A 25,885-nucleotide genomic window follows, 5' to 3' on the forward strand; every position below is an offset into this window, starting at 1 on the left:
TAATTAAATTGACTATTTAGGTAAGGTTTCCAACATTATGATGGATTTGAACTAATGAAAACAATTGCAATAATACCAGCTCGTGCAGGCTCAAAAGGGATACCGAATAAAAATATTCGGCTGGTAAATGAGAAGCCTTTAATTTATTACGCGATCAATAATGCACTTTGTTGTGAAATGATTGATGAGGTTATTGTCTCTACCAACTCTAAAGAAGTGCAGATTATAGCAGAACAAATGGGAGCAAAGGTTCATTGGCGTAATGAACAGCTTTGTGGAGATGAGATAACTCTTGATGGGGTTATTTACGATGCAACCACTAGCAGTTCGGCAGTTGATACTGATATTGTTATTACAATGCAGCCGACATCGCCAACACTAAGAAAAGCAACTTTGGAATCTGCGTTAACGTATTTCAAAGAGAGTACATTTGATACACTAATATCTTGTGTCAATAAGCCACACCTAGCATGGCGTCAAGATGATTTAGGAAACAAATATCCAGATTACCAGAAACGACTTAACAGGCAGTATTTACCTCCATATTATTTAGAAACAGGAGCTTTTTTAATTACTCGAAAAGAGTGTGTAACTCCTGAATCTAGATTAGGTCAGAATATTGAAGTTTTTGAAATCAGTGACGATGAATCTATTGATATTGACACTTATTCAGATCTCAAAACAGCAGAACATGTTTTATCAAATCAACGAGTTGCATTTTATGTAAATGGGAATACGAAACGTGGGCTCGGTCATATTTATCGATGCCTTGAACTTGCTGATGAATTTTATGTTAGTCCTGATATTTATTATGATATTAACCAAACAACACGAGAAATTTTTGGCGAAAGTACCCATAACTTCATAGGTGTGAATGGTATTGGGGAGTTGTTTCAGACGTTATCTAATAAGAAATATGATGTTTTTATAAATGATGTATTAAATACGACGATTGATTACATGATTGCGCTGAAAGCTTGTAATCCTGCTAAAAAAATCATTAACTTTGAAGATGATGGTGAAGGAGTGTTGAAGGCTGATTTGGTTATTAATGCATTGTATCAAAATCCTACAGTACCACAGATGAAAGCTGGTGAAGATTTTTATATATGTGGAAAAACCTTTTTGTTTTATGACCCAATTGAAATAAAAAATGATGTGAAAAATGTGTTTATTTCTTTTGGTGGAGCAGACCCTCAAAATTACACAGATCGAGTTCTTGAGATAATAAAGAGCCCAGAATACCAAGGTTATAACTTTATTGTAGTTATTGGTAGAGCTAAGGAAAATGTTGAAGCTCTTTTGAAATATACCGATATTGATAATATTGAAGTTCTGTATGATGTTCGTAACATGCCTCAATTAATGTCTAAATGTGATATTGCGATAACATCGAGAGGAAGAACAGGATATGAATTGGCCCTCTTAGGTATACCAACATTGGCAATGGCACAGAATACTAGAGAGGAGAAGCACGGCTTTGTAAGCCAAGAAAATGGTTTTAACTATTTAGGATTGAATCCCAATAATAGCGTGATAAAAGCTAACTTAGATTTATATTTATCGCTTGAGCAAAGTGAAAGACAGAGAATTCACAAAAAATTACTAGAACACGACCTCAGAAATGGTAGAAAGCGTGTTCTTGGATTAATTAACAGCCTATAGAGGATATTATGGACAAACCTTACCTTATTGCTGAAGTTGGTGTTAACTTTTTTGATACAGCTAAATCATTAAACATTACACCGATGGAAGCTGCAAAGCTTTATGTTAAGGAAGCAAAAGAGAATGGTGCAGATGCTGTAAAATTTCAATCGTATAAAGCAGATACTATTGTTTCAAAAAACTCTCCTGCCTATTGGGACCTGTCAAAAGAATCGACTCCTACACAACATGGTTTATTCCAGAAGCATGATAGCTTCAATAAAGAAGACTACCAAGAACTATGTGATTATAGCAGAGAAGTCGGTATAGACTTCATGTCGACTCCATTTGATTATGCATCGGCAGATTATCTGTATGACATGATCGATATTTATAAAATTTCTTCTTCTGACTTGTCAAATACTCCATTTATAGAGTACATAGCCAAAAAAGGTAAGCCTGTCTACTTATCAACAGGTGCTGCATATATTTCAGAAATTGAAAAGGCTGTACGTGTGATTCTGGATGCTGGTTGCACTGAACTCTGTGTTATGCACTGTGTACTTTCTTATCCAACAAAAAATGAAGATGCAAATTTAGGCATGATTAAGCATTTGAAAGCTATCTTTCCTGAATTGAAAATAGGTTATAGTGACCATACATTACCAGATCCATCAATGACGATTTTAACAGCATCTTATATGCTAGGTGCAACAGTAATTGAAAAACATTTTACGTTGGATAAATCATTGCCTGGTAACGATCATTATCATGCGATGGATTGTATCGACCTTAAGAAAACTAGTGAAAACTTTAATTTATTAACACAAGTTTACGGCTCTGAGGTTAAATCAGTTCTACCTTGTGAGATGATACCTAGACGTGAAGCTCGACGTTCTCTTGTTTTAACTCAAGATTTGAAAGAGGGAGAAAAAATCACCTCTGATCATTTGATGACTAAGAGACCGGGAACTGGTATTAGCCCTGATTATATTGATATCGTCATTGGAAGAACGGTAAAGCAAGACTTGCAAGAAGATACGGTACTTACCTGGAATATGGTGTAGTTAATTAAAATTTAGACATAAGAACTATTAAACCAGTAATTTACTTGCTGGTTTCTAGGTTGAATACGATGAAGAAAAATCCATATTATGTAATCTTAACTGGCTCTAAAAATAATGCCGGCGACTTTCTTATAAAATATAGGGCAAAATCTCTTTTTAAAGAGCTAAGGCCAGACCGAGAAATTATTGATATTGATGGCTGGAAGCCTTTTGATGAGGATACTTTGACATTAGTTAATGGTGCTGAAGCATTATTATTAATGGGGGGGCCTGCTCTACAGAAAAATATGTATCCAAGTATTTACCCTTTGGTTGATGATTTATCTAAAATCACGACTAAAATAGCCTTAATGGGAGTTGGTTGGAAATCTCATTCTGGGTTATGGGGAGATTCACAATCATATCCGTTAAGTGATAAAACGAAAATACTATTAAAACGAATTCAGTCTGATGGGCTTTTTTCTAGCGTTCGAGATTATCATACTTGGAATGTACTCAGTAGAAATGGCATATCTAATGTATTGATGACAGGTTGCCCGGCAACATATGTTACTTCTGCTTTAGATGAATCTTTTGTCAAGCCAGAAAATATTAATAAAGTTGGTTTTTCGTTGGGGGTATCCTTTATTGAGTCTCCTGAAATGCTTGATCAGATGAGGAATACAATTTTAACCTTAAAAGAATACTTTGGCAGTGACGTAAACTTTGAAGTTGTTTTCCATCATTCAACGAAAAAAGAATTTTTAAAGACTCATAATGCCACCTCTAATCATTTAAAATCGCATTTAAAATTCATTGACTGGTTGGGCTGCAACGACGTCAAACATATTGATATTTCTGGTAGTGCAGATAATTTAATTAATTATTATTCATCTTGTGATTTACATATCGGTTATCGTGTCCATGCTCACATTTTTATGAATAGTATTAATAAAGCTTCAGTACTTATCGCAGAAGATGGTCGAGGCAAGGCATTAAGAGATGTATTTGGTGGATTAGTTATTGATGCTTTTAATCATCTTGATACAAGCTTTTTAGGGAAAGTACTACGTAAGTTGAAGCTCAAATCAGGTTATAAAGCTTACAATAAGCAGCATGAAGAGACTTTAGACGTAATTAAATATGAAATTGAAAATGATTTCCCACGTTTAACAGCTTCAAGATCTTCAATTAATGCAAATTTTGAAGTGATGAAGCAATTTTTGAATAAATTGCCTTAAAGAAATCGAATATTATGAAAATCATGCTTAAAAATGTGGTTGCTAAGTTTATCTTTCGAAATAATAATATAGCATCTTATAAAGGGTTCTCCCTTTTTGCTAAAGCTAGTAATTCTAGTTTTAAAGTGGGTGCTAGATTAGCGCCCAATGCTGATGTCAGAAGTTCTTTCATAGGAAGATACAGTAGCATTGGTAGAAGTTCGAAATTATATAGGGTTAAGATGGGGGATTTTTGTTCGATTTCATGGGATGTAACTATAAATGCTAGAAATCACAATTTATCAGCACTGACTACTAGTGCTTTCCCATATGTAAAGAGAATGGGTTTTGTTGAAAAAGACCATATTGAATATCAATGGGTAAATATTGGCCATGATGTTTGGGTGGGGACTGGAGCTATTATATTACCAGGTGTTGATATTGGAACTGGTGCGGTTATTGGGGCTGGTAGTGTAGTAACTAAAGATGTTTTACCATATGATATTGTTGCCGGTAACCCAGCAAGAGTTATTCGAAAAAGATTCTCAGAAGATAAAGTCAGTGAGCTGTTACAAATGAAATGGTGGGATTGGGATGATTTTAAAATTAAAGATAATTTAGAAATTTTCAAATGATAAAAAATGCAGTTGTATACTTAATTTCGGGGGTAATATCTAAGTCAGCTCCTTTTTTTACTTTGATATATTTAACAAAGTATTTAAGTAATGCTGAATTTAATTATGCTTCGTTACTAATTTCAGCAGTTACTATAGTTAATGTATTTATAAGCTTTGGAACTCAAGCAACTATCCCTAAATTTTACTTTAAAAAACAAAAGGATGATGAGTTTAAAAATTATATATTTAGTATAATTTTAGTTGTCACTTCTGTATTTATCTTAATCAATGTTTTAGTGATTTTCGCTTCGATTAGTCTTGATGTTTCGTTAGATTATTATATTGTTGGGTTAGTTAGCTTCACTCTTGCTATATATAATATTTATTTAAGTCTTTTAAGAGTTAAGGAGGCGGTGAAAAGATATTTTTTTCTAGAACTATCTTATGCGTTAATATTTGTAGTTTCAGTGCTATTGTCTATCCATTATTTTGATAATTTAACTTATCAAGCTTGGTTTTATAGCTATGCTATAGTATCTGCGATATTCTTTATGATTGCTGCTACTGCAATTTATAAAGAATGTAAAGGAACTGATTGTAGAAATGTCCTAACAATAAAAGAAGTTTTTAACTTATCAGCCCCGTTGGTTCCACATTCTTTAGCTTTAATAACTATTTCAATTTCTGATAGGTTTATTTTAGAAAGATTTGTTTCTACACATGAACTTAGTGGGTATATATTGGCAGCAAATGTCGGCTTGGCAGTCAAGGTGTTTAGTGATGCATTGATGAAGTCATGGAATGTTTTTTATGCTAAAAATCATTCAAAAGAGTATATATATAAATATAAATTAGCAATAGTATTACTTGTATTAATTTTCTCTTTTGTAGTATATGCCTTTTTCTCATTAATTTTTGACTATTATTTTGATGATTCATATAGAGATTCTTTAACCTACCTACCCGTACTATTGTTATCTTTAGTTTTATTTAATCTTTATCAGATTAATGTATCTAGACTGATTTTGGAAAGTAGAACTAAAGTGTTGCCGTTAATAACTCCCTTTTCTGCTTTCGTTAATGTATCTATTAACCTTTTATATATTCCTACATGGGGGGCGCAAATTGCAGCATGGTCAACATGCTTGGCATACCTTCTGATGTCCTCACTAGTTTATTTATACTTGAGAAAAAACAATGCTTAAAGAAAAAAACATTGTCAGTGAAGTAGTGCAAATATTTAAAAATTTTGAACAAGACTTATTTATTGCCTCTGGGGCTGATGAGATTCAATGGAAGAATATTCGTTCCGGTGTTTACTATCGAGTGTCAGAAATAAAGGGGTACTTTAAATCGGTTAAGCCTAATTTATCTAAGTTGGATAAAGTACAATCGCTAATAAATATTATTGTTAATAGTGTTAAGAGTCGAGCGACCAAACCAATTACTACAAAGTTGGTTGTGATGCATCCTAGAACGATAGCAATCAGTGATAAATGGATGGATGCTTATTCATACCCTTATTTTAAAAATGATAAGGATGTTACCTATTGGTCTAGAAGTTCAATTGGTGAACGACAAAAAAGCCTTTCTAAAGACTCCAAGAGTTTAGATTTTATGTATTGGCCTTTTATGCTGTTTAAGTTATTAGCGAAACTGCCTTTTAGAAGTCGTGAATTTAAATGTTTTTATAAAAGCCTTTCTCCATTATTTGCTAATTTAGAATGTGAGCAGGCAGACTTTGAGGAATACCTATACTCCGAGTATTTAAACTTTAATTATCTTCGTAATCGATATTATGAGCTATTATCGAATTCTCCAGTTAAGGAGTTATATTTGGTTGATAGCTACAGTAAAAATGCAGCAATTATTGATGCTTGTCATCGTTTAGGCATTCTGGTTATCGAGTTCCAACATGGCATTATTTCTAATTACCATCTTGGTTATAGTGTAGGGCAACCGAAACGTAATTTTAAGCTCTTTCCAGATAAGTTCTTAGCATGGGGACCTCAGTGGATTAATGGGTGTCATCTTCCTGAATCTATTAACATTGATTATATTGAGCCTTTTTATAAAAGAAGAATTCAAAATGTGACTAAAAAAAATAAGTTGGTTATTATTAGTCAGTCAGTTATCGGCGAGGAGCTGGCAGAGTTTGTATTAACTAAGCTTAATTTAGATTCATTTGATGAGGTAACATTTAAACTTCACCCAAGTGAAATATCTAAAATGGAGATTTATCAAGTTTTGTTTAGTCATTCAAAAATTCGAATGTCTAACCAAGATATATATCAAGAGCTAAATGAATCAACAACGGTTATTGGTGTTTTTTCTACAGCGATTTTAGAAGCTGTAGATTTTGACTGTAAAGTTTACTTTGCTCCTTTACAGGGCGCCGAGTATATAGCTGATAATCCAATACTAGAAAATATTATTAATTCAGAATTTTATGTTAACGATTAAATTTGGCTACCAAGAGTTATTTAAGCTACTTCTTACTTTTTATAGTTTAATTGCTGTGTTATCTGTTTTAACACAAAGTACTTCATTGCTGTATACTGTAGTGTGTTTATTTACAGTTTTGTTAGTGTATTTTTTGCTACTGAAAAAAAAGGTAAGCAAGACCGTATTTTTAGGATTTTTAGGATTTTTAGTTCTAATGAGTGCCAGTATTCTGATTTTTTACAATAAAACTGGAACAGTAGGAGCTTTCTTTCCGACTTTCTTTTTTTTATATTTGGTCTGTTTCTATGTGTACTTTAAATCTCACAAAGTAAGTATAGAGGAATTTTTAAAAGTTATTAACTATAGTTATGTAGTCTATTTTTTTTCATCTATATTTTGTTATTTATTTATGAGTGATTTCTATCGTTCAATTTCTCTTCCTGGTTTTAGCTTCCGAGCATTCCATGGCATTGAAGGGTCACCCGCAAATATAGATTCATTCTCTACCTTTGTTATATTGATAAATTTCTTTTTTAATCAGTTTAAATCACGCTTTCTTCTATATGGTTTGGCATCTTGTATCATATTATTCTCAGGTACAGTGACGCCTATTTTGATTTTCTTAGTTGTTATGCTCTCGGCTATTTATCTTAGGCTTTTTAGGCATTTTTCGAGTTTGATTATTTTGTTTGTTATTGTTCATGTGTTTATGCTGTATTTATCATTATCCTCTGAATATATTAATGATTTACTCGGGGTTGCGACCAATGGCCGTAATTTTATTTGGAATACACAATTAGAAAATATGACTAGCTATAGTATTTTATGGAGTGATGTTGAAGCTGCAACTGTTCCGATTAGTTGGTCTATTGGTGAAACTAATAATTCTCATAATGCTTTTTTATTTTTAATTTTTCGTATTGGTGGTTTATCTTGCTTATTGCTTTTTCTTTCTTTCTTTATTAAGTCGTTTAAATCTACGTATCATAATAAATTATTACTAATGGCTTTTTTAGCTGCAGGAATATCGAATAGTAATATGTTATATATTGGTAACCCTATTTATTTCTATATAGTATTTTTTGCTTTGTTTTATCGTGATGAAGAATTTTCTTAATTTATTATACCTGGGGTGAGTGAAGTTGTAAGTTAAGTTGTTTATTATATGCAGCACAGATCGATTAGATGTATGCAACCTGTATTTTTAAGCAAGAAATATTAAGAGTTAGAAGCCGTGCTAAGTGTTATTATCGCGTGTTGACCGATAATGTTGATAAAAGGTAAAGTAAGTGAAGAGTATTGCTATTGTATTTGGTTGTGGTGGACATAGAGCTCAAGCTGGTAGATTCTACCAAACATTTTCTCAAGATGAATGTGCTGATTTTTATGGGGTTACAGATGAAGGACAAGCTCCTGATTGGAGTAAAGAGTTTTTATTATTGGAACCATTTCGGAATAAGTACTCCGGGAAATGTGTTTCTCCAATAAAATTTATCTCTAATATAATTATTTCGTATAAATTTTTACGTGATAATAATATATCTACTTTGGTTTCTTTTGGTCCTGGAGTCGCTATTTTTGTTGGTGTTGCGGCAAAAATTGCTGGTTGCTCTATTATACACTTCGAAACATGGTCTAAGTTTTACTCTCCAACAATGACGACGAAGGTGATGAAATATTTAACTAAGAATATTTTTATTCAAAATATAGAACTAAAGGACTCTGTTCCTTATGGGAAATTTGTAGGTAGATTTTAATATGAATATATTAGTTACGGTTGGTACTACTGCATTTGATATGCTTATTAAAGCAATCGATAAGTTATTTGAAGGTGATCAATCAGTTAACATTGTTGCACAAATATCATCTAGCTCCAGTTATAAACCAAAAAACTTTCAATCATTTGCGTTTAGCGATGAGTTTCAATCGTATGTTGATGCCGCAGACCTGATTATTACTCATGCTGGGGCTGGTTCAGTCTATTCAATGCTTGAGAATAGTAAAAAATTAGTTGTTATACCTAATTTAACGCGTGCCGATAATCACCAGCTTGAATTAGCTAAATATGTCCATGACAATAACTTTGCAGTTTCTTGTTTTGACTTAACAGATATTAAACGTTGTGTCATTCACGCTAAGAATACTGAGTTCGAACCGTATCAATGTGAGAAGTTTTTTGGTTATAGTATTATCAAGGATCTACTAAAATGAATTTACTTGTAACAGGGGCTTCCGGTTTTATAGGTAGTAAGTTACTTGAAAGGTTAAACTTATCATTAGTTAAAGCATTAGGACGAAATTTACCAGTAAACCTTCCTTGCTCTCAGTTTTATAAACAAGATATAGGTAACTCTACTAATTACTCTAAAGTTTTATGTAATATTGATACAATTATTCACATTGCAGCTCGTGTACATATTATGAGTGACGAATCTAGCACTCCTCTTAATGACTATCGTGAAGTAAATACAGAAGGTACTCTAAACTTAGCAAGACAGGCGATTGCTGCTGGCGTTAAACGCTTTATCTTCATTAGCTCAATAAAAGTGAATGGCGAAGCAACTGAGTTAGACTGCCCATTTAAATCTGAAGATATAAGATCACCTAAAGATTTTTACGGTCAGTCTAAATCAGAAGCAGAAGAACAACTGTTACAACTTTCTAAAGAAACAAGTTTAGAGGTTGTAATTATTCGCCCAACATTGGTTTATGGTCCAGGTGTTAAAGCAAATTTTGCGTCTTTATTAAATTTAGTTTCGAAAGGGCTACCACTACCGTTTGGTTGTATTACTAATAATAAACGCAGTTTAGTTTCTGTTAATAATTTAGTCGATTTGATCGTGACTTGCATCGGTCACCCTAAAGCCGTGAATCAAGTTTTTTTAGTATCTGATGACCATGATGTATCAACATCAGAAATGGTTCGTGAAATGGCAAAATCGCTCAATAAGCCTCAATGGCAACTTCCTATTCCTAAATGGTGTTATAGATTAGCGGGCAGTATTTTTGGTAAGCAAGATGTAGTTGATAGGCTATTAAGTTCATTGCAAGTTGATATTACGCATACCAAAGAGACACTTGATTGGAAACCGCCGCAAACATTAGAAGAAGGTTTCAAAGAAACTGCTGAGGCCTTCTTGTTAAATAAAGAGAACAAGCAATGATACGTACTATCGATTTCCTCGCCGCTTTTTTCGGCTTACTTTTCTTATGGCCAATTCTGCTGATTGTGGTCATTATTGGCATGTTTGATACTGGATCACCAATCTTCATTCAAGAACGAGTAGGGCGTAATAAAAAACCATTCAAGCTAATAAAGTTTCGTACTATGTCAGTCGAAACCAAGTCAGTAGCCAGCCATTTAGCAAATAACGCATCAATTACAAAATTGGGTAATTTTTTACGTAAAACCAAAATTGATGAACTTCCTCAGTTAATTAATGTGGTTAAAGGTGAAATGAGCTTGGTTGGCCCTCGTCCTAATTTATTTAACCAAGAAGAGTTAATTAAAGAGCGTGATGCATTAGGTGTTTATGATGTTTTACCGGGTGTGACTGGTTTAGCTCAAGTTCAAAATATCGATATGTCGACACCTGAGTTATTAGCCAAAACTGACAAGCAGATGATTGATAGTCTAACCATTAAAGATTACTTTAAATATATCATCATGACAGCGACAGGCAGTGGCTCGGGTGATGCAGTAAAATAATGTTTATATTTTAATTCTCAAAGGGTCTTTTGGGGGGGGTTATATAAATAAATATTCGCGGCTTAATTTAAAATAATAACGATGGTTTCTATGTCTAATTTAAACGTCATTTGGTCTCTTCCTCGCTATAAAAAACGCCTTATAAGTATCGCAATTGATTTTTTCTTTATTGTTGTTTCTTTTCTTGGTGCCTATTGGGTTCGTATTGGTAAATTCCAAATTTTACCATCGGCAGAGAGTCAATATGTCCTTTACGGAACGATACTCATTACTTTAATTTTATTTACTAAGTTAGGGTTGTACCGAGCAGTACTGCGTTATCTTGGTTTACATGTATTAGCTTTAGTCGGTATTGGTACTTGGCTATCAGCCGTTTTAATGGCTGGATTGGCCTTTTGGTTTGATGCCGCTATTCCTCGTTCCGTTCCTATTATTTATGGTGCTTTTCTAGCTATTAGTGTTGGTGGTAGTCGTTTAATTGTACGCAGTCTAATCGCGCAATCATCAAATAAAACAGGTAATCCTGTCTTAATTTATGGAGCGGGCAGTGCGGGTCGTCAGCTAGCGTTAGCACTACGCCAATCAGACAGTCATAAAGTTGTTGGCTTTGTTGATGAAGATCCTACCTTACAAAATACAATTATGATGGGTTTATACGTATATACGACAGCTTGTGCTGAAAAAGTTATTATAAAAAATGGCGTAAAACAAATATTACTAGCTATACCTAGCGCTTCTCGTCGTCGTCGTAAAGAAGTGTTAGATACTGTTTCATTATTACCTGTTGAGGTTTTAACTGTTCCTGATATGTCTGATATCGTTGCAGGTAACGCAAGTATTGATGAGTTAAAAGATGTCTCTATTGATGATCTCTTAGGTCGTGATCCCGTTGCACCACAGCAAGCCTTAATGGAAGCAAACATTAAAGATAAAGTGGTTATGGTAACAGGGGCTGGGGGCTCTATTGGCTCTGAGCTGTGTCGTCAGATTGTTCGTAACAAACCTAAAGCGTTAGTATTATTTGAGTTATCTGAGTTTGGCTTATATCAGATTGATAGAGAGCTATCTTTGCTTGTTGATGCAGAGGGTTTAGATATTCAAATTATTCCTCTGCTTGGTTCGGTTCAACGTATTAACCGTTTATCAAAAGTAATGGGAAGCTTTAAAGTTCAAACCATTTATCATGCTGCTGCCTATAAACACGTACCCTTGGTTGAATATAATGTGGTTGAAGGCGTGCGTAATAATATTTTTGGTACTAATTACACTGCACGTGCAGCTATTGAAGCAAAAGTAGAGTCGTTTGTATTAATATCTACCGACAAAGCCGTTCGTCCAACCAATGTCATGGGGACAACCAAGCGTATGGCAGAATTAGGGTTGCAAGCGTTGGCTGAGCAACAAAATGCGATTCGAGAAAAAGACGCTAATGCAGGGACTCGCTTTTGTATGGTGCGTTTTGGTAATGTTTTAGGGTCGTCTGGTTCGGTTGTTCCTGTATTTAAGCGTCAAATTGAAAATAGAACTCCAATTACCGTTACCCATGAAGATATAACCCGTTTCTTTATGACGATTCCAGAAGCCGCGCAACTAGTAATCCAAGCAGGAGCTATGGGAAAAGGCGGCGATGTATTTGTACTTGATATGGGGGAGTCAGTAAAAATAGTTGATTTGGCAAAAAACTTAATTAGTCTTTCTGGTTTGGAGGTGAAAGATGAAGATAATCCATATGGTGATATTGAGATTCACTATACGGGCTTACGCCCAGGTGAGAAGTTGTATGAAGAGTTATTGATTGGTGACAATGTTGGTTCTACCGCACATGAACGGATTATGACCGCACAAGAAGACTTTTTACCTCTTGCTGAATACAATAATTTATTAAGTAAATTAGATTCTGCTTGTCATGAATTTGATCATGAAGCTATTCGTCAGTTGCTCCTTGATGCACCGACTGGTTTCGCGCCAGTTGATGGGATTGGTGATTTGGTGTGGAAGGCACAAGATCAGACGCCTTCGGCTTGAGACGAGCTTCGCTCTTGAGAACGCTGCGCTGAAGACGCAATAAATTGCTTGAGGAAGTTAAAAGAAATAGCTTTTGCTCTCCTTAAGCATGGCGTCTCTAGGACGAAGTCCGTCTTAAGCGAAGCGTCCTCAAGCAACTTGTTGCGTCTACTCCATTCCCTTATAATCCCCTAAGATAAATTCTCCTACAGGATAAATAATAATGAAAATTGCTATTGCAGGTACAGGTTACGTTGGCCTTTCAAATGCGGTGCTATTAGCTCAACATAATGAAGTAATTGCAGTTGATATCATGGCTGAAAAGGTTGAGTTGATTAATAATAAGAAATCGCCGATTTCTGACGTTGAAATTGAAGATTTTCTTGCTAACAAGGCGCTGAATCTTACTGCTACCTTAGATAAAGAGTTAGCCTATAAAAATGCTGAGTATGTAGTGATTGCAACACCAACTGATTATGATCCTACGACAAATTACTTTAATACAAGCTCAGTTGAAGCGGTAATTAAAGAAGTCATGACGATTAATCCAAATGCGATAATGGTGGTTAAGTCGACGGTTCCTGTTGGGTATACTGAGCGTATTATGCAAGAATTAGGTTGTGAAAATATTATTTTCTCTCCTGAATTTTTACGTGAAGGTCGTGCGCTGTTTGATAATCTTCATCCGTCTCGCATTATTGTTGGTGAACAATCTGAGCGTGCTGAAGCTTTTGCTAACTTGCTTGTTCAGGGGGCAATTAAAGAAAATATCGAAGTATTGCTAACTCATTCGACAGAGGCTGAAGCGGTTAAGTTGTTCTCTAACACTTACCTTGCTTTGCGTGTGGCGTACTTTAATGAATTAGATTCTTACGCTGAAGCTCATGGTTTAGACGCTCGTCAGATCATTGAAGGGGTTGGTTTAGATCCTCGTATTGGTAATCACTACAATAATCCATCGTTTGGTTATGGCGGATATTGCTTACCAAAAGACACTAAGCAGTTATTAGCAAATTACCAAGAAGTTCCAAATAACATTATTGGTGCGATTGTCGATGCAAACCGCACACGTAAGGATTTTATTGCTGACTCTATTATGAAGCGTAATCCAAAAGTTGTGGGTATCTATCGTTTAATTATGAAAGCGGGTTCTGATAACTTCCGTGCCTCTTCGATTCAAGGCATCATGAAACGCTTGAAAGCCAAAGGCATTGAAGTGGTTGTTTATGAACCAGTCTTAAAAGATGCGGATTTCTTTAATTCTCGTGTTATTGAAGATTTGAATGAATTTAAGCAAGTGTCTGATGTGATTGTCTCAAATCGTATGATGGAAGAGCTGGCAGATGTTGAGGGTAAGGTTTATACCCGCGATTTGTTTGGTAGTGACTAAAAGCAGGGCGCTTCGCTTCGAGAGACGAGGACGGACTTCGTCCTCGAGGGGCGAGTAAGAGCAAAACCAGAGCAAGAGCGGTTTTGTGGTTAAGATTTAAAAGAAAGGCGGATATGACTGGTTTGGTTGTGTCCGCTTTTTTGTTTTGAAGGCGGAAGGGCAGGACGCTTCGCTTCGAGACTAGAAACTATACGCTGCGCTGACTAGAGACTATAAGAGCAAAAACGGGTACTACGCTTGCTTTTGATCTTATAGGAGCGAAGCGGTCTAGCTTCTAGTTAGTGCAGCGTATAGTTTTAAATCATTTATAACCAAGCCCGAGATCGAAGAGGTGATGGAGGAGCTGGATAACTGGCAAGATGAACTTGGGTTGAAAAACTGGTATTTGCGCGATAAGGAAGGCTATAAAGGACTTCACATTTATTTTAAAAATAGAAGTAATTTTTACTTTCCGTGGGAGCTTCAAATTTGGGATAAAGAAGATTTGAGGTCGAATGTCGAAAACCATGAGAAGTTTAAGCGAAGCTTTATGTAAGGTTCATCACGGCTACGCTGCGACGCCATATGTGATTTGTTTGGTTGTGATTACAGCGAGTAATATACAGTTCCCTCCCCTTAGCAAGGGGAGGGTTAGGGAAGAGTAATTTCGATAAAGGTAGAATCGAGTGCATAGTTAACTTGATTTACGCGCTGTTCGTTCTTGACCCCCTCCCAGGCTCCCCCTTAGTTAGGGGGAGGGGCAAAGAGCAAAAGCGATCACCTCTTAATTTTGCCAGCGAAGCGATCTGAGCTCTGCTTTTGCTTTCCTCAAGCGAGCGCTCTTAAGCAACTTGTTGCGTCTGTCTCTTTATAGTTTCTAATATCTAGCCTGAATTGCTACAATAATGGCAATTAATTCATAAAATACTATAATATTGTTACTATAGTAACAGTTAGGTTTAATATGCTATCTCTTCATACCGCTTTTGATGTTCAACTTGAGTTAAAAGATTTTATTAAACAACGTCGTAAACAACAAAAACTCAGTGTGGAGGCGTTAGCTGAATGCTCTGGTGTACCTTATAGCACAATTCGAAAATTTGAAAATACTGGGAATATCTCTTTAAGGCAGTTTCTCATGTTGCTTGAAAGTGTTGGCAGCCTTAACGATATACACAATTTAACAAAGCCATCTAATCAAGAACCGACGAGTATTGAAGAGGTATTAAGAAATCTTTAACTGTAAAAAGAGCATTGTTTAATTACATCACAGTTAATCAGGATGATCACAGCAAGAATTTCGCCTTTCTCGCCGATGATAACGATAATTGGAGATTGTCGCCATTTTACGACATCGTTTATAGCCCTTGCTTTTGATCTTATAGTAGCGAAGCGTATAGTATCCGTATTTTATTCTTCAATAGATTTCAGTGAGATCGTTGTGATTACAGTGAGTAATATACTGTTCCCTCCCCTTAGCAAGGGGAGGGTTAGGGAGGGGTAATTTCGATAAAGGTAGAATCGAGTGCATAGTTAACTTGATTTACGCGCTGTTCGTTCTTGACCCCCTCCCAGCCTCCCCCTTAGTAAGGGGGAGGAGCAAAGAGTAAAAGCGATCACTTCTTAATTCTGCCAGCGAAGCGATCTGAGCTCTGCTTTTGCTTTCCTCAAGCGTAGCGTCTCTAGGACGAAGTCCGTCTTAAGCGTAGCGCCCTAAACTCTGTTATAGTATCCAAATAAACAACAATAATGGATTGAGTATGATTGATTCTATCGTTAGTTTGGCCAAAATGGATGAGAGTATTGAACTTGTATGGCTATACGGCTCACGCGCTCAAGGCACGCATCATCAAGAGAGTGATTTTGATTTAGCGGTGGCATTTAATGACCATTCACTATCTACTTTTGCTTTGCGAACTCGTCCTGAGTGTTTGGCTATAGAATGGGCTGAGCATTTGAACCTACCCTTAGATAAAGTCAGTATCGTAGATATTAATCACATACCGATAGCCCTTGCATTTAATGTCATTGAGTACGGGAAACTGATTTATAACAATAATCCTCTTCTGTTTTATAAAGAGCAGAACCGCATTAGCTCAATGTTTGAGTATCAATTGATTGAAAGCAAAAGAAGTGCATCGTATGAATAAAGGGCTTGAATTATATCTAGCGGAAGTTGGATCTCATAAAGAAAAATACCTCAAAGAGTTAAATGAACTTCGTTTTGACCTAAATCAGTCGGGTTTAAAAAGTCGTGATTATTTAGCTGCCGAGCGCCTATTACAGGTTTTTACTGAAATGTGCATTGGTTTATCTAAGCACATGGTTAAGAAAATCCAAAATAAAAGCCCAACTGAAGCCTATCAATCATTTTCTTTGCTAAAAGAGCATGGTCTGATTTCTAGTAATGAGTTACGTACGTGGAAACAGATTATTGGTATGCGTAATGGTCTGGTGCATGATTATTTAAATATTGATTTATTGATTGTTGAAGATATTTTACGTGAAGGCCATTATCAAGCTCTTGCCGATTTTACGGAGAAGGCGGTCACTTTTTTATTGTCTGAGTAGAAGTGATAAGAGCAGAATTCAGATCGGTCGCGGGCTTCCTTGCTGAGCTCAGAGGTGATCGTTGTGAAACTAGATATTATGCGCTGTGTTTATTTGATATTGTGAGATTAAAAGCGAGTACCCCTGAAACCTCTGCCCGTAGCGTATAGTCTCTGTATTTTATTCTTCAATAGATTTCAGTGAGATTGTTGTGATTACAGCGAGTAATATACTGTTCCCTCCCCTTAGCAAGGGGAGGGTTAGGGAGGGGTAATTTCGATAACGGTAGAATCGAGTGCATAGTTAACTTGATTTACGCGCTGTTCGTTCTTGACCCCTCCCAGCCTCCCCCTTAGTAAGGGGGAGGAGCAAAGAGCAAAAGCGATCACTTCTGAATTCTGCCAGCGTAGCGCCCTAAACTCTGTTATGGTATCCAAATAAACAACAATAATGGATTGAGTCTGATTGATTCTATCGTTAGTTTGGCCAAAATGGATGACAGTATTGAAGCTATGTGGCTTTATGGCTCACGTGCAAAAGGGAATGCGAGTAAAGAAAGTGATTATGATTTGGCTGTATTGTTTCGACAATTTGAGCAAGATCCACTACAACTACAGAGGCGAACTCGGCCTGAATGCTTAGCTCTTGATTGGGTTCACTCTCTTGGATTGCCCCTATTCCGTTAGCGATGGCTGTTTTAACCACTGGTCGTCAGTTGCTATCACGAAATCAGTCTAAAGAGTTGTTTGTAACACAGCGAATCTTGTCTAAATGGGAGCTTGATTACCAATATCATTATAAAAACTATGGGGAGGGTTAGTAAGGGGGAGGAGCAAAGAGTAAAAGCGGGAACGGCACTTGCTTTTGATCTTATAGTAGCGAAGCGGTCTAGCTTCTAGTTAGCGCAGCGTATCGTTTATTGTTATAGTGTATTTATTAATCAATTCTTTGAGATGTACTTATGAATGAAACAGTAAATAAAACAGGATTATTTGATTCTCATTCTTTTGTTAAAGGACTAATGGAAAGAGGAATGGATGAGAAGCAAGCCGAGTTTCTTGCTGAGCAGCAAAGGGTCATTCTTGATACACAGATAGCAACAAGAGCGGATATTTATCAAGTTGAAAAGAATTTAGAAAAAAGAATTGAATCAAATTCAAATAAGATTTTAGCGGTTATAGCGATTGCCGTTGCTTTTTTAGCTTTATTTTTAAGTTAACTTTAAAAGAAAGAATTTAGATCGATCGCAGGCTCCCTTCCTGATTGGTGGCCTTTATTCAAATTTTTAATATTTAATTTTCTTAGAGGTCGATTAAAGGTAGAGTATTGTTATCATTCTCAACCGTATCACAGCTATGACTACTGTAATTCTTTCTTCTTTAACGACCACGCAATCTACTAAGACCAAAAAGAGTAAGCTTAATCAACTATGGAGCGATGTTGAGAAAAAGCGACAACGTAATCAACGCTATCAAGCTAAATTAGATGATTTTTATCACTACTTCAAAGCGTCCACAGAAGAGCAAGAGCAAGAAGTTTGTTTTGCGGCTGAGAAGTGGATCCATCATTTGTTTTCTTTTATCCCGCGTAAAACAATTAAAGGGGCGCAACGTGAAGCGCTGTACGATTGGATACAAGAAGAATTGGCCGTTTTAGAGGCGAACCCATTCAATACGGTTAATACGATAGAGTTACGTGACACTTTTACTGAAGCACTTATGGCTGATTCAGCAAACCAATCCGAAACAGATTCGATCACAGATGAGGAACTAGGTTATTTCCGTGAGGAGATGTCTATGATGCTCGGTTATGATATTGATATCAGTGATGAAGAGTTATTGGAGATGGTTAAGGAGCCCCAGAAGTTTCATGATTATCTACAAGAATTAATAGCAGAAAGAATGGAAGGTGAGCACTCAGAAGGAGAGGACGAGATTGATTGGGGAGCAGATGGCTTTTTCTCTGAAGGGAATGGTCAAGCAAATGTTGACTCGTCACATAATGAGACCAGTAAAGCGTTTTTTAGCGATAAACAGATAACGAAGCTCTATCGCCAGTTAGCAAAGCAGCTGCATCCCGATAGGGAGATGGATGAAGTCAAGAAGTCAGAAAAAAGTGCTTTAATGCAGCAATTATCACAAACCAAGAAAGAGAAAGATGTGATTGCCTTGCTATTGATGGCTCAGCAGTATCTTCCTAATCATGAGATGGTGATGGATAAAGATATGATTGAGCGTTTGCAAGCGACGCTTAAAGAAAAAATTAGACAATTAAATATCGAGCATCAAGATCTTCAATATGGTAATGATTTAAAGAATGTTATTTGGCGAAAATTTGGTGGTGGTAACAAGGCGGTTCGTGAAAAAGAGTTAAGACAGTACCGAGATACGTTACTGAGAGAAACGAAAGCGTTATTTGAAAAGTGCCAAGAGATAAAAACAGTTAAACAATTACAGTTACATTTAAAAGATCGAGTTAATGCTTCTCGCTTTGGGGCTCAATTTTTGAGAGTGGACCCTTCAGAGTTGTTTGGTTTCGATGACGATTGGTTTTAATTTCTCAGCATTAACTATGCCGATTTTATGACTATAATGTTTAAGGGAGAGAGCAGAGTTTAGGTCTCAGGTTTCAGGAAGATCAAAAGCGAGTACACCTGAATCCTAGTTTTTTATAACCAACCCCTCCCAGCTTCCGCTTATATTGATATTTTTAGCCAAGTGACTAATGGTGATAAAGGGGAGGAGCTGTATTGTGAACGCGGTAATTTTAACGAGCACCTCTGAATTCTGCTAGCGAAGCGATCTGAACTCTGCTTTTGCTTTCCTCAAGCGTAGCGCCCTTAAGCAACTTGTTGCGTCTACTTCAATCTTATGACCTTGACTCCCAGTCAGGAGCATAGGACCGCTCTTCCCGTTCTTAAAAAGGATTTTCATGAACTACGATATCTTCAACGGTGACGCTGACGGCATCATCGCTCTTCTTCAACTTCGTCTGGCTAACCCTCAAAAATCAACCTTAATTACTGGCGTTAAGCGTGACATCAATTTAGTAGCTAAAGTTAATGCTAAAGCAGGTGCTAAACTGACCGTTCTTGATATCTCAATGGAAAAGAACATGGTAGCTCTAAAGCTCGCTTTGGTCTCAGGCGCTGAAGTGTTTTATGCAGATCACCATCGTGCGGGTGATGTTCCTGAACACGAGAATCTATCTGCTCATATCGATTTAGATGCCAATACCTGTACTGCCTTAATTATTGATAACCTATTAGATGGCCAGTTTCACGCATGGGCGATGACGGCTGCTTATGGTGATAATTTAATTGCTAAAGCTGATGAGTTGGCGGATATAGCTGGTTTATCTGTTGAGCAAAAAATACAATTAAAAGAGCTTGGGACATTAATAAACTATAATGGGTATGGGGCGAGTGTTGAGGATTTACATTTTTCTCCGGCGGTTTTATATCAAATGTTGTTAAAATATGCCTCCCCATTTGATGTCATTGCCGATAAAGCATCCCCTTTTTATCAGCTACAAGCGGCGTATCAATCGGATATGAATAATGCGCTGGCGATTAAAGCGCACTACAAAAGTGAGACATTGGGTTTATTTGAATTACCAAATGAAGCATGGGCACGTCGTATTAGCGGTGTTTATGGTAATCTTTTGGCTAATTTATTACCAAATTCAGCTCATGCGGTTTTAACGAAAAATACGAATGGCTCTTATATGGTGTCATTGCGTGCGCCACTGAATAATAAACAAGGTGCAGGTGAGATCTGTAGCTCGTTTGCAACCGGTGGTGGTCGTGAAGCGGCGGCGGGAATTGATGCGTTGCCGAAAGAGAGAATTGCTGAGTTTATTGCTGCGGTTGAAGGGAAATATTAAGAGCAGGGCGCTTCGAGATACGAGGACGCTTCGCCGAGGGGCGAGTAAGAGCAAAGCAGAGTTCGGGAGTGATCGTTGTTGTTTCAGCGAACGCAATACTGTACCCTCCCCTTAATAAGGGGAGGGTTAGGGAGGGGTTATTTCGATGAAGATAAATCGAGTGCATAGTTAACTTGATTTAGACGCTGTTAGCTCTTGACCCCCTCCCAGCCTCCCCCTTAGTTAGAGGGAGGAGCAAAGAGCAACAACACACACCTCTGAATTTTGCTAGCGAAGCGATCTGAACTCTATTAACAGGTTTACAATATTTTGAATTTAGAAGCTGACAGTACTCGCTTCTGAACATAATAATTAGGATACATAATGAACATATTAGTCACTGGCGGAATGGGTTACATCGGTAGCCATACATGTGTACAAATGATTGAAGCGGGCTTAACACCAATCATTCTAGATAACTTATACAACAGTAAAGAAGTGGTGCTTGATCGCATTGAAGCTTTGGTTGGTGTAAAACCTAAATTCTATGAGGGTGATATTCGTGATCCTCAAATCTTAGCGACTATCTTTGCTGAAAACCAAATTGATAGCGTGATCCACTTTGCTGGCTTAAAAGCGGTGGGTGAGTCGGTTGAAAAGCCAATCATGTATTACGATAACAATGTATCGGGTACATTAGTTTTAGTTGAAGCGATGCGTAAAGCGGGCGTGAATAGTATTGTATTTAGTTCATCTGCAACCGTGTATGGTGATCCTGCTTCTGTGCCAATCAATGAAAATTTCCCTACATCAGCAACCAATCCTTATGGTCGTAGTAAGCTGATTGTTGAAGAGTGCCTAACTGATATTCAAAAAGCGCATCCAGAAATGAGTGTAACGCTGCTTCGTTACTTTAATCCGGTTGGTTCTCATAAATCAGGTACTATGGGTGAAGACCCACAAGGTATTCCAAATAACTTGATGCCATTTATTTCACAAGTTGCGGTTGGTCGTCGTGAGTTCTTATCTGTCTTTGGTGATGATTATCCAACGGTAGATGGCACGGGCGTTCGTGATTATATCCATGTGGTGGATTTGGCTGATGGTCACTTAGCAGCATTGAAGTACAAGGGTAAAGAAGCAGGTCTTCATATCTATAATTTAGGTACAGGTAAAGGCTACAGTGTGTTACAGATGGCAGAAGCTTTCTCGAAAACTGCGGGCGTTCCTGTTCCTCACAAAATTGCACCACGCCGCCCAGGTGATATTGCCGAGTGTTGGGCTGACCCTGCTAAGGCTCGTGAAGAGTTGAAGTGGGAGGCGAAGTTGTCTCTTGATGATATGACGGAAGATACGTGGCGCTGGCAGTCAAATAATCCGGAAGGGTATTAAGAGCGGAAGAGCAAAGGCGGGGTAAGAGCGGTCCTTTGGTCCTATGGTAAAGGCTTCAAGAAAGAGTAGGGTTCAGATCGGTCGCAAGCTCCCTTAAAGGGTTCAGAGGTGATCGCTGTGATTGCGGCGATCATAATACTGTTCCCTCCCCTTAATAAGGGGAGGGTTAGGGAGGGGTTGTTACGATGACGGTGAAATCGAGTGCATAATTAACTTGATTTATATGCTGTTAGTTCTTGACCCCCTCCCAGCCTCCCCCTTGTTAAAGGGGAGGAGCAAAGAGCTGAAGCCCCTACTTCTGAATTCTGCTAGCGAAGCGATCTGAACTCTACTTCTTCTAAAATAAAAAATGCCCACAGACGACAAACCTGTGGGCATTTTATTATGTATTTGCTCTTATAGAAGCGAAGCGGTCTCGCTTCTAGTCAGCAAAGCGTATAGTTCTATTTAAAAAGAATCTCACCAGACATCTCAGCAGGAATTACTGTATCAGTTAGCGCTAGCATAGTAGGAGCTAGATCAGAAAGCTTGCCGCCTTCTTTAAACTCAACCGCTTTACTACCAACGTAGATAAGAGGAACAGGAAGGTTAGTGTGAGCTGTATGAACGCCGCCTGTTTCAGGGTCGATCATCATTTCAGCATTACCGTGGTCAGCAGTGATTAGCATTTGGCCATCCACTTCTTTGATCGCTTCAACGACTTTGCCGATACACTCATCAAGCGCTTCCATTGCTTTAACCGCAGCTTCGTATACGCCAGTGTGGCCAACCATATCACAGTTAGGGAAGTTACAAACGATAGCGTCGTACTTACCAGATTTGATTGCAGCAACTAATTTCTCAGTCAGTTCAGGTGCACTCATTTCAGGTTGTAGGTCGTAAGTCGCTACTTTTGGAGAAGCAACTAGTTGACGCTCTTCGCCTTCAAATTCGTCTTCGATACCGCCATTGAAGAAGAAAGTCACGTGTGCGTATTTTTCTGTTTCAGAAATACGTAGTTGAGTTTTACCTTCTTTAGATAACCACTCACCGTAAGTATTTGCTAGAGACGCAGGAGCGAATGCACAAAGAAGAGGGATGTTTGCTGCGTATTGAGTCAGCATAACAAAATCGATTACTGGGAATACGTTACGAGCAAAACCATCGAAATCAGGAACGAATGCACGTGTAATTTCACGAGCACGGTCAGCACGATAGTTCATGAAGATAACTGCATCGCCATCAACGATAGCTGCTGACTCTTCGCCGTCCGCTTTGATTTCAGTTGCTTGTACAAACTCATCGTTCTCTTCACGAGCGTAAGCCGCTTCAAGGCCTTCAACTGCTGTTGCAAAAGTGAATTCTGCTTTTGCTTCTGTCATTAAATCGTAAGATTTTTGTACGCGATCCCAGTTGTTATCACGGTCCATTGCGTAGTAACGACCAATTAGAGAAGCAACACGGCCTTTGCCTAATTTAGCGAATAGCTCTTGGAAGTTTTTCAGAGAGTTTTCAGCTGAACGAGGTGGAGTATCACGTCCGTCTAGGAAGCAGTGTAGGTAGATTTTTTCTGCGCCACGTGCTGCTGCCATTTCTACTGCTGCGTAGATGTGATCTTCATGAGAGTGAACGCCACCTGGAGACATAAGACCCATGATGTGTACTGCTTTGTCTGCTTTAACTGCTTTGTCGATAGCGTTAACTAGTGTTTCGTTTTGTTGGAACTCACCATCAGAGATTGCTTTAGTGATGCGAGTAAGGTCTTGATATACAACACGACCTGCACCGATGTTTGTGTGACCCACTTCTGAGTTACCCATTTGACCATCAGGTAGACCAACGTCCATACCTGAAGCTGAAATTAGTGTGTTTGGCTGAGTTGCCATTAGGCCATCAAGAACTGGCGTGTTTGCGTTTGTGATTGCGTTATCTGCTTGAGCTTCACGGTGACCGTAACCATCAAGAATAACTAGAGCCATAGGCTTTTTAGCTGACATAAAGGTGTTCCTCGTCAATAACTTAATAAATTCGAATAAATAACTTTGTGTAATTTTACTACAAAGTTTGAAAATGGGCCAGAGACTATACGCTGGGCTAACTAGAGACTAGATCGCTTCGCTTCTATAAAAGCAAAAGTTAAGATCAAAGAGTTCAGATCGCTTCGCTTGCAGGATTCAGAGGTGATTGCTGTTGCTTTTAGCTCCTCCCCCTTACTAAGGGGGAGGCTGGGAGGGGGTCAAGAACTAACAGCGTATAATTAAGTTAGATTTGTATTCAATTCAACCATCATCACAACAACCCCTCCCTAACCCTCCCCTTGTTAAGGGGAGGGAACTGTATATTATTCGCTATAATTTCAACGATCACCTCTGAACCCTAAGATCTTATAGTTTCTAGTTAGCGAAGCGAATAGTCTCCAACAACTTACTATGCTTCACAAATATCCAGGCACTAACCCCACCCATCACATTTCCAATCGCAATCCCAACAAACAATCCTTCCATACCATAGAAGTGACTGCCAACCCAAGCTGTTGGTAGAGTAAATACAAACAACCTCATGAAACTCCAACAGAAAGAATGTAACGTTTTTTGCATCGCATTCAAGCTGCTAACAAGTACCATCACAATACCTTGGAATCCATAACTGAATGGTACACAGATTAGGTACATCCATAAGCCATGTTGTACGGCGTCATCTTGGCCAAATAGATGAGAGAGCGGAATGCTGAGTGGAACAATCAAAATATAAAGAAATAGTTGGAATAACACAGAGAACTTCATAGCTAAGAAGATCGCTTCTTTGACTCGCTCTGGTTGTTTAGCTCCAAGGTTTTGCGCCACAAATGGGCTTAATGAAGAAGTCAGTGCCATCATCACTAATAGCATTAATGATTCGACTCGTTGCGCTGCACCATAAGATGCGACCGCCACCGTGCCTTGGCTAGCAAGCATCATCATTAAAATAGCACCAGATATTGGGTTTAATGCATTGGAGAGCGCTGCTGGTGATCCGATTTTTAAGATTTGGTGCCAATCTTGTTTCATCTCTGATGGTTTTGGTGGGGCAAGTAATTTTACTTTTCGGGTTAAGACATAAAAAGACGCACATAAAGCACCAAACCAACTGATGCCACTGGCAATGGCTGCACCTTGAATACCTAATTCAGGGAAAGGACCATAACCAAAGATAAGTAATGGGTCGAGTACGCCATTGATTAGCCCTGCTAGCATCATGATTTTTGCAGGCGTGGTGGTATCGCCCGTGGCACGAATGGCACTGTTGCTCGACATTGGGATGACAAGTAATGGGATCGTGAGATACCAAATAGACATATATTCGTGAATAAGAGGCAATAGCTTGTCTTCTGCGCCTAATAATCGAAACAGTGGGTCAATGGTAAAGAAGCCAATGACACAAGCAATAAGGATAAGAATGACCGCTAAGATTAAGCCGTGCGTGGTTAATTGACCAGCGTGTTTACTGTTGCCTTGTCCGAGTAAACGTCCAATCGAGGCAGATAAACCAACCCCAATGCCCATCGTAATGCAGTTAACAGCGAAAGTGACGGGAAAGGTAAAGCTCACTGCGGCAAGAGCATCTGTACCAAGCAGTGAGATAAAGAAGGTATCCACCAAGTTGAACAGAAGAATCGCAACCATACCGAACACCATTGGGGTGGTTAGTTTTTGTAATACGTCGGCGATAGGTTGGGTTAGTAAACCGTGTTTATCTAGCATGGTTTTCTCGAATGGTGGTGGGATGAGTAGTGTATAGGAAATAGGGACGAGATTCGAGGACGCTTCGCTCGAGGGGCGAGGAAAAGCTAAGAGCTAGGAAGAGCAGGATTCAGATCGCTACGCTTGCAGATTTCAGAGGTGAATGCTTTTGATTTTAGCTCCTCCCCCTTACTAAGGGGGAGGCAGGGAGGGGGTCAAGAACTTGCAGCGTATAAATTAAGTTAACTATGTATTCGATTTACCTTCAGCGCAATAACCCCTCCCTAACCCTTAATGCCGATCGTTTAGCTACTTGAACGATCCTTC

At 37.9% G+C, this 25,885-nt stretch carries 24 protein-coding genes; 22 read left to right on the forward strand and 2 right to left on the reverse strand.

What is annotated here, in order from left to right; all coding sequences use genetic code 11:
- The first annotated feature begins 54 nt into the window (after window positions 1–54).
- The 22 genes from BTO22_RS18490 to galE all read left to right on the forward strand — a co-directional run bounded on the left by BTO22_RS18490 (window position 55) and on the right by galE (window position 21,860).
- The gene (locus BTO22_RS18490) at window positions 55–1,665 is read left to right on the forward strand and encodes a cytidylyltransferase domain-containing protein (RefSeq protein ID WP_105056765.1); all 1,611 of its coding nucleotides are present in this window, start codon (window positions 55–57) and stop codon (window positions 1,663–1,665) included.
- Between the two features lie 8 nt (window positions 1,666–1,673).
- Window positions 1,674–2,711, forward strand: coding sequence for an N-acetylneuraminate synthase family protein (locus BTO22_RS18495; RefSeq protein ID WP_105056766.1), 1,038 nt, complete (start codon window positions 1,674–1,676; stop codon window positions 2,709–2,711).
- A gap of 68 nt (window positions 2,712–2,779) precedes the next feature.
- Entirely contained in the window at window positions 2,780–3,931 is a 1,152-nt protein-coding gene (locus tag BTO22_RS18500; protein WP_105056767.1) for a polysaccharide pyruvyl transferase family protein, read from the forward strand.
- Between the two features lie 14 nt (window positions 3,932–3,945).
- A complete protein-coding gene (locus tag BTO22_RS20440; RefSeq protein ID WP_105056768.1) occupies window positions 3,946–4,545 on the forward strand; it encodes a CatB-related O-acetyltransferase in 600 nt (199 codons plus the stop codon).
- Window positions 4,542–5,732 carry a lipopolysaccharide biosynthesis protein gene (locus BTO22_RS18510; protein ID WP_105056769.1) on the forward strand — a complete coding sequence of 397 codons (1,191 nt, stop codon included), beginning with the start codon at window positions 4,542–4,544 and terminating at the stop codon, window positions 5,730–5,732. The genes BTO22_RS20440 and BTO22_RS18510 overlap by 4 nt, the downstream gene beginning before the upstream one ends.
- Window positions 5,725–6,990: a hypothetical protein gene (locus BTO22_RS18515; RefSeq protein ID WP_105056770.1), complete on the forward strand. Its 1,266-nt coding sequence runs from the start codon at window positions 5,725–5,727 to the stop codon at window positions 6,988–6,990. Before BTO22_RS18510 ends, BTO22_RS18515 begins: the two co-directional genes overlap by 8 nt.
- On the forward strand, window positions 6,977–8,089 hold the full coding sequence (locus BTO22_RS19890) for a hypothetical protein (RefSeq protein WP_146107560.1): 1,113 nt from the start codon (window positions 6,977–6,979) through the stop codon (window positions 8,087–8,089). Before BTO22_RS18515 ends, BTO22_RS19890 begins: the two co-directional genes overlap by 14 nt.
- Window positions 8,090–8,261: 172 nt before the next feature.
- Window positions 8,262–8,729 (forward strand): hypothetical protein, encoded by a 468-nt coding sequence (locus tag BTO22_RS18525; RefSeq protein WP_105056772.1) that lies wholly within the window; start codon window positions 8,262–8,264, stop codon window positions 8,727–8,729.
- A gap of 1 nt (window position 8,730) precedes the next feature.
- A complete protein-coding gene (gene pssE / locus BTO22_RS18530) occupies window positions 8,731–9,183 on the forward strand; it encodes a PssE/Cps14G family polysaccharide biosynthesis glycosyltransferase (protein ID WP_105056773.1) in 453 nt (150 codons plus the stop codon).
- Entirely contained in the window at window positions 9,180–10,136 is a 957-nt protein-coding gene (locus tag BTO22_RS18535; protein ID WP_105056774.1) for a UDP-glucose 4-epimerase family protein, read from the forward strand. Before pssE ends, BTO22_RS18535 begins: the two co-directional genes overlap by 4 nt.
- Entirely contained in the window at window positions 10,133–10,681 is a 549-nt protein-coding gene (locus tag BTO22_RS18540; RefSeq protein ID WP_105056775.1) for a sugar transferase, read from the forward strand. Before BTO22_RS18535 ends, BTO22_RS18540 begins: the two co-directional genes overlap by 4 nt.
- 90 nt (window positions 10,682–10,771) lie before the next feature.
- Entirely contained in the window at window positions 10,772–12,706 is a 1,935-nt protein-coding gene (locus BTO22_RS18545; protein ID WP_105056776.1) for a polysaccharide biosynthesis protein, read from the forward strand.
- Window positions 12,707–12,908: 202 nt separating this feature from the next.
- A complete protein-coding gene (locus BTO22_RS18550) occupies window positions 12,909–14,075 on the forward strand; it encodes a nucleotide sugar dehydrogenase (protein WP_105056777.1) in 1,167 nt (388 codons plus the stop codon).
- A 943-nt stretch (window positions 14,076–15,018) separates the two neighbouring features.
- Window positions 15,019–15,294, forward strand: coding sequence for a helix-turn-helix domain-containing protein (locus tag BTO22_RS18560; protein WP_105056778.1), 276 nt, complete (start codon window positions 15,019–15,021; stop codon window positions 15,292–15,294).
- 14 nt (window positions 15,295–15,308) lie between these two features.
- A complete protein-coding gene (locus BTO22_RS18565; RefSeq protein WP_258132704.1) occupies window positions 15,309–15,431 on the forward strand; it encodes a HipA domain-containing protein in 123 nt (40 codons plus the stop codon).
- 383 nt (window positions 15,432–15,814) lie between these two features.
- On the forward strand, window positions 15,815–16,204 hold the full coding sequence (mntA, locus tag BTO22_RS18570) for a type VII toxin-antitoxin system MntA family adenylyltransferase antitoxin (RefSeq protein ID WP_105056779.1): 390 nt from the start codon (window positions 15,815–15,817) through the stop codon (window positions 16,202–16,204).
- On the forward strand, window positions 16,197–16,625 hold the full coding sequence (hepT, locus tag BTO22_RS18575) for a type VII toxin-antitoxin system HepT family RNase toxin (protein ID WP_105056780.1): 429 nt from the start codon (window positions 16,197–16,199) through the stop codon (window positions 16,623–16,625). Before mntA ends, hepT begins: the two co-directional genes overlap by 8 nt.
- 434 nt (window positions 16,626–17,059) lie before the next feature.
- Window positions 17,060–17,290 carry a nucleotidyltransferase domain-containing protein gene (locus BTO22_RS18580; protein ID WP_258132705.1) on the forward strand — a complete coding sequence of 77 codons (231 nt, stop codon included), beginning with the start codon at window positions 17,060–17,062 and terminating at the stop codon, window positions 17,288–17,290.
- Between the two features lie 275 nt (window positions 17,291–17,565).
- Window positions 17,566–17,823 (forward strand): DUF1640 domain-containing protein, encoded by a 258-nt coding sequence (locus BTO22_RS18585; protein WP_105056781.1) that lies wholly within the window; start codon window positions 17,566–17,568, stop codon window positions 17,821–17,823.
- Window positions 17,824–17,929: 106 nt separating this feature from the next.
- On the forward strand, window positions 17,930–19,159 hold the full coding sequence (locus BTO22_RS18590; protein ID WP_374954032.1) for a J domain-containing protein: 1,230 nt from the start codon (window positions 17,930–17,932) through the stop codon (window positions 19,157–19,159).
- A gap of 376 nt (window positions 19,160–19,535) precedes the next feature.
- Window positions 19,536–20,489, forward strand: a complete 954-nt coding sequence (locus BTO22_RS18595) for an acetyltransferase (protein ID WP_105056783.1) — start codon at window positions 19,536–19,538, stop codon at window positions 20,487–20,489.
- Between the two features lie 363 nt (window positions 20,490–20,852).
- The gene (galE, locus tag BTO22_RS18600; protein ID WP_105056784.1) at window positions 20,853–21,860 is read left to right on the forward strand and encodes a UDP-glucose 4-epimerase GalE; all 1,008 of its coding nucleotides are present in this window, start codon (window positions 20,853–20,855) and stop codon (window positions 21,858–21,860) included.
- Between the two features lie 443 nt (window positions 21,861–22,303).
- On the opposite strand, the gene gpmM is transcribed toward galE, so the two are convergent.
- The gene (gene gpmM, locus BTO22_RS18605; protein WP_105056785.1) at window positions 22,304–23,836 is read right to left on the reverse strand and encodes a 2,3-bisphosphoglycerate-independent phosphoglycerate mutase; all 1,533 of its coding nucleotides are present in this window, start codon (window positions 23,834–23,836) and stop codon (window positions 22,304–22,306) included.
- 396 nt (window positions 23,837–24,232) lie between these two features.
- Window positions 24,233–25,579 (reverse strand): MATE family efflux transporter, encoded by a 1,347-nt coding sequence (locus BTO22_RS18610; RefSeq protein WP_105056786.1) that lies wholly within the window; start codon window positions 25,577–25,579, stop codon window positions 24,233–24,235.
- Window positions 25,580–25,885: the final 306 nt, after the last annotated feature.

The sequence above is a fragment of the Aliivibrio sifiae genome, assembly GCF_002954705.1.
Classification (GTDB): domain Bacteria; phylum Pseudomonadota; class Gammaproteobacteria; order Enterobacterales; family Vibrionaceae; genus Aliivibrio; species Aliivibrio sifiae_A.

Excerpts from the sequence above, each read along its gene's own strand:
- BTO22_RS18560 (WP_105056778.1), top strand. The coding sequence starts at position 15,019 with ATGCTATCTCTTCATACCGCTTTTGATGTTCAACTTGAGTTAAAAGAT.
- BTO22_RS18595 (WP_105056783.1), top strand. The coding sequence starts at position 19,536 with ATGAACTACGATATCTTCAACGGTGACGCTGACGGCATCATCGCTCTT.
- BTO22_RS18500 (WP_105056767.1), top strand. The coding sequence starts at position 2,780 with ATGAAGAAAAATCCATATTATGTAATCTTAACTGGCTCTAAAAATAAT.
- pssE (WP_105056773.1), top strand. The coding sequence starts at position 8,731 with ATGAATATATTAGTTACGGTTGGTACTACTGCATTTGATATGCTTATT.
- hepT (WP_105056780.1), top strand. The coding sequence starts at position 16,197 with ATGAATAAAGGGCTTGAATTATATCTAGCGGAAGTTGGATCTCATAAA.
- mntA (WP_105056779.1), top strand. The coding sequence starts at position 15,815 with ATGATTGATTCTATCGTTAGTTTGGCCAAAATGGATGAGAGTATTGAA.
- BTO22_RS18495 (WP_105056766.1), top strand. The coding sequence starts at position 1,674 with ATGGACAAACCTTACCTTATTGCTGAAGTTGGTGTTAACTTTTTTGAT.
- BTO22_RS18535 (WP_105056774.1), top strand. The coding sequence starts at position 9,180 with ATGAATTTACTTGTAACAGGGGCTTCCGGTTTTATAGGTAGTAAGTTA.
- BTO22_RS18540 (WP_105056775.1), top strand. The coding sequence starts at position 10,133 with ATGATACGTACTATCGATTTCCTCGCCGCTTTTTTCGGCTTACTTTTC.
- gpmM (WP_105056785.1), bottom strand. The coding sequence starts at position 23,836 with ATGTCAGCTAAAAAGCCTATGGCTCTAGTTATTCTTGATGGTTACGGT.
- BTO22_RS20440 (WP_105056768.1), top strand. The coding sequence starts at position 3,946 with ATGAAAATCATGCTTAAAAATGTGGTTGCTAAGTTTATCTTTCGAAAT.
- BTO22_RS18550 (WP_105056777.1), top strand. The coding sequence starts at position 12,909 with ATGAAAATTGCTATTGCAGGTACAGGTTACGTTGGCCTTTCAAATGCG.
- BTO22_RS18490 (WP_105056765.1), top strand. The coding sequence starts at position 55 with ATGAAAACAATTGCAATAATACCAGCTCGTGCAGGCTCAAAAGGGATA.
- BTO22_RS18545 (WP_105056776.1), top strand. The coding sequence starts at position 10,772 with ATGTCTAATTTAAACGTCATTTGGTCTCTTCCTCGCTATAAAAAACGC.
- BTO22_RS18585 (WP_105056781.1), top strand. The coding sequence starts at position 17,566 with ATGAATGAAACAGTAAATAAAACAGGATTATTTGATTCTCATTCTTTT.
- BTO22_RS18510 (WP_105056769.1), top strand. The coding sequence starts at position 4,542 with ATGATAAAAAATGCAGTTGTATACTTAATTTCGGGGGTAATATCTAAG.
- BTO22_RS18515 (WP_105056770.1), top strand. The coding sequence starts at position 5,725 with ATGCTTAAAGAAAAAAACATTGTCAGTGAAGTAGTGCAAATATTTAAA.
- BTO22_RS19890 (WP_146107560.1), top strand. The coding sequence starts at position 6,977 with ATGTTAACGATTAAATTTGGCTACCAAGAGTTATTTAAGCTACTTCTT.
- BTO22_RS18610 (WP_105056786.1), bottom strand. The coding sequence starts at position 25,579 with ATGCTAGATAAACACGGTTTACTAACCCAACCTATCGCCGACGTATTA.
- galE (WP_105056784.1), top strand. The coding sequence starts at position 20,853 with ATGAACATATTAGTCACTGGCGGAATGGGTTACATCGGTAGCCATACA.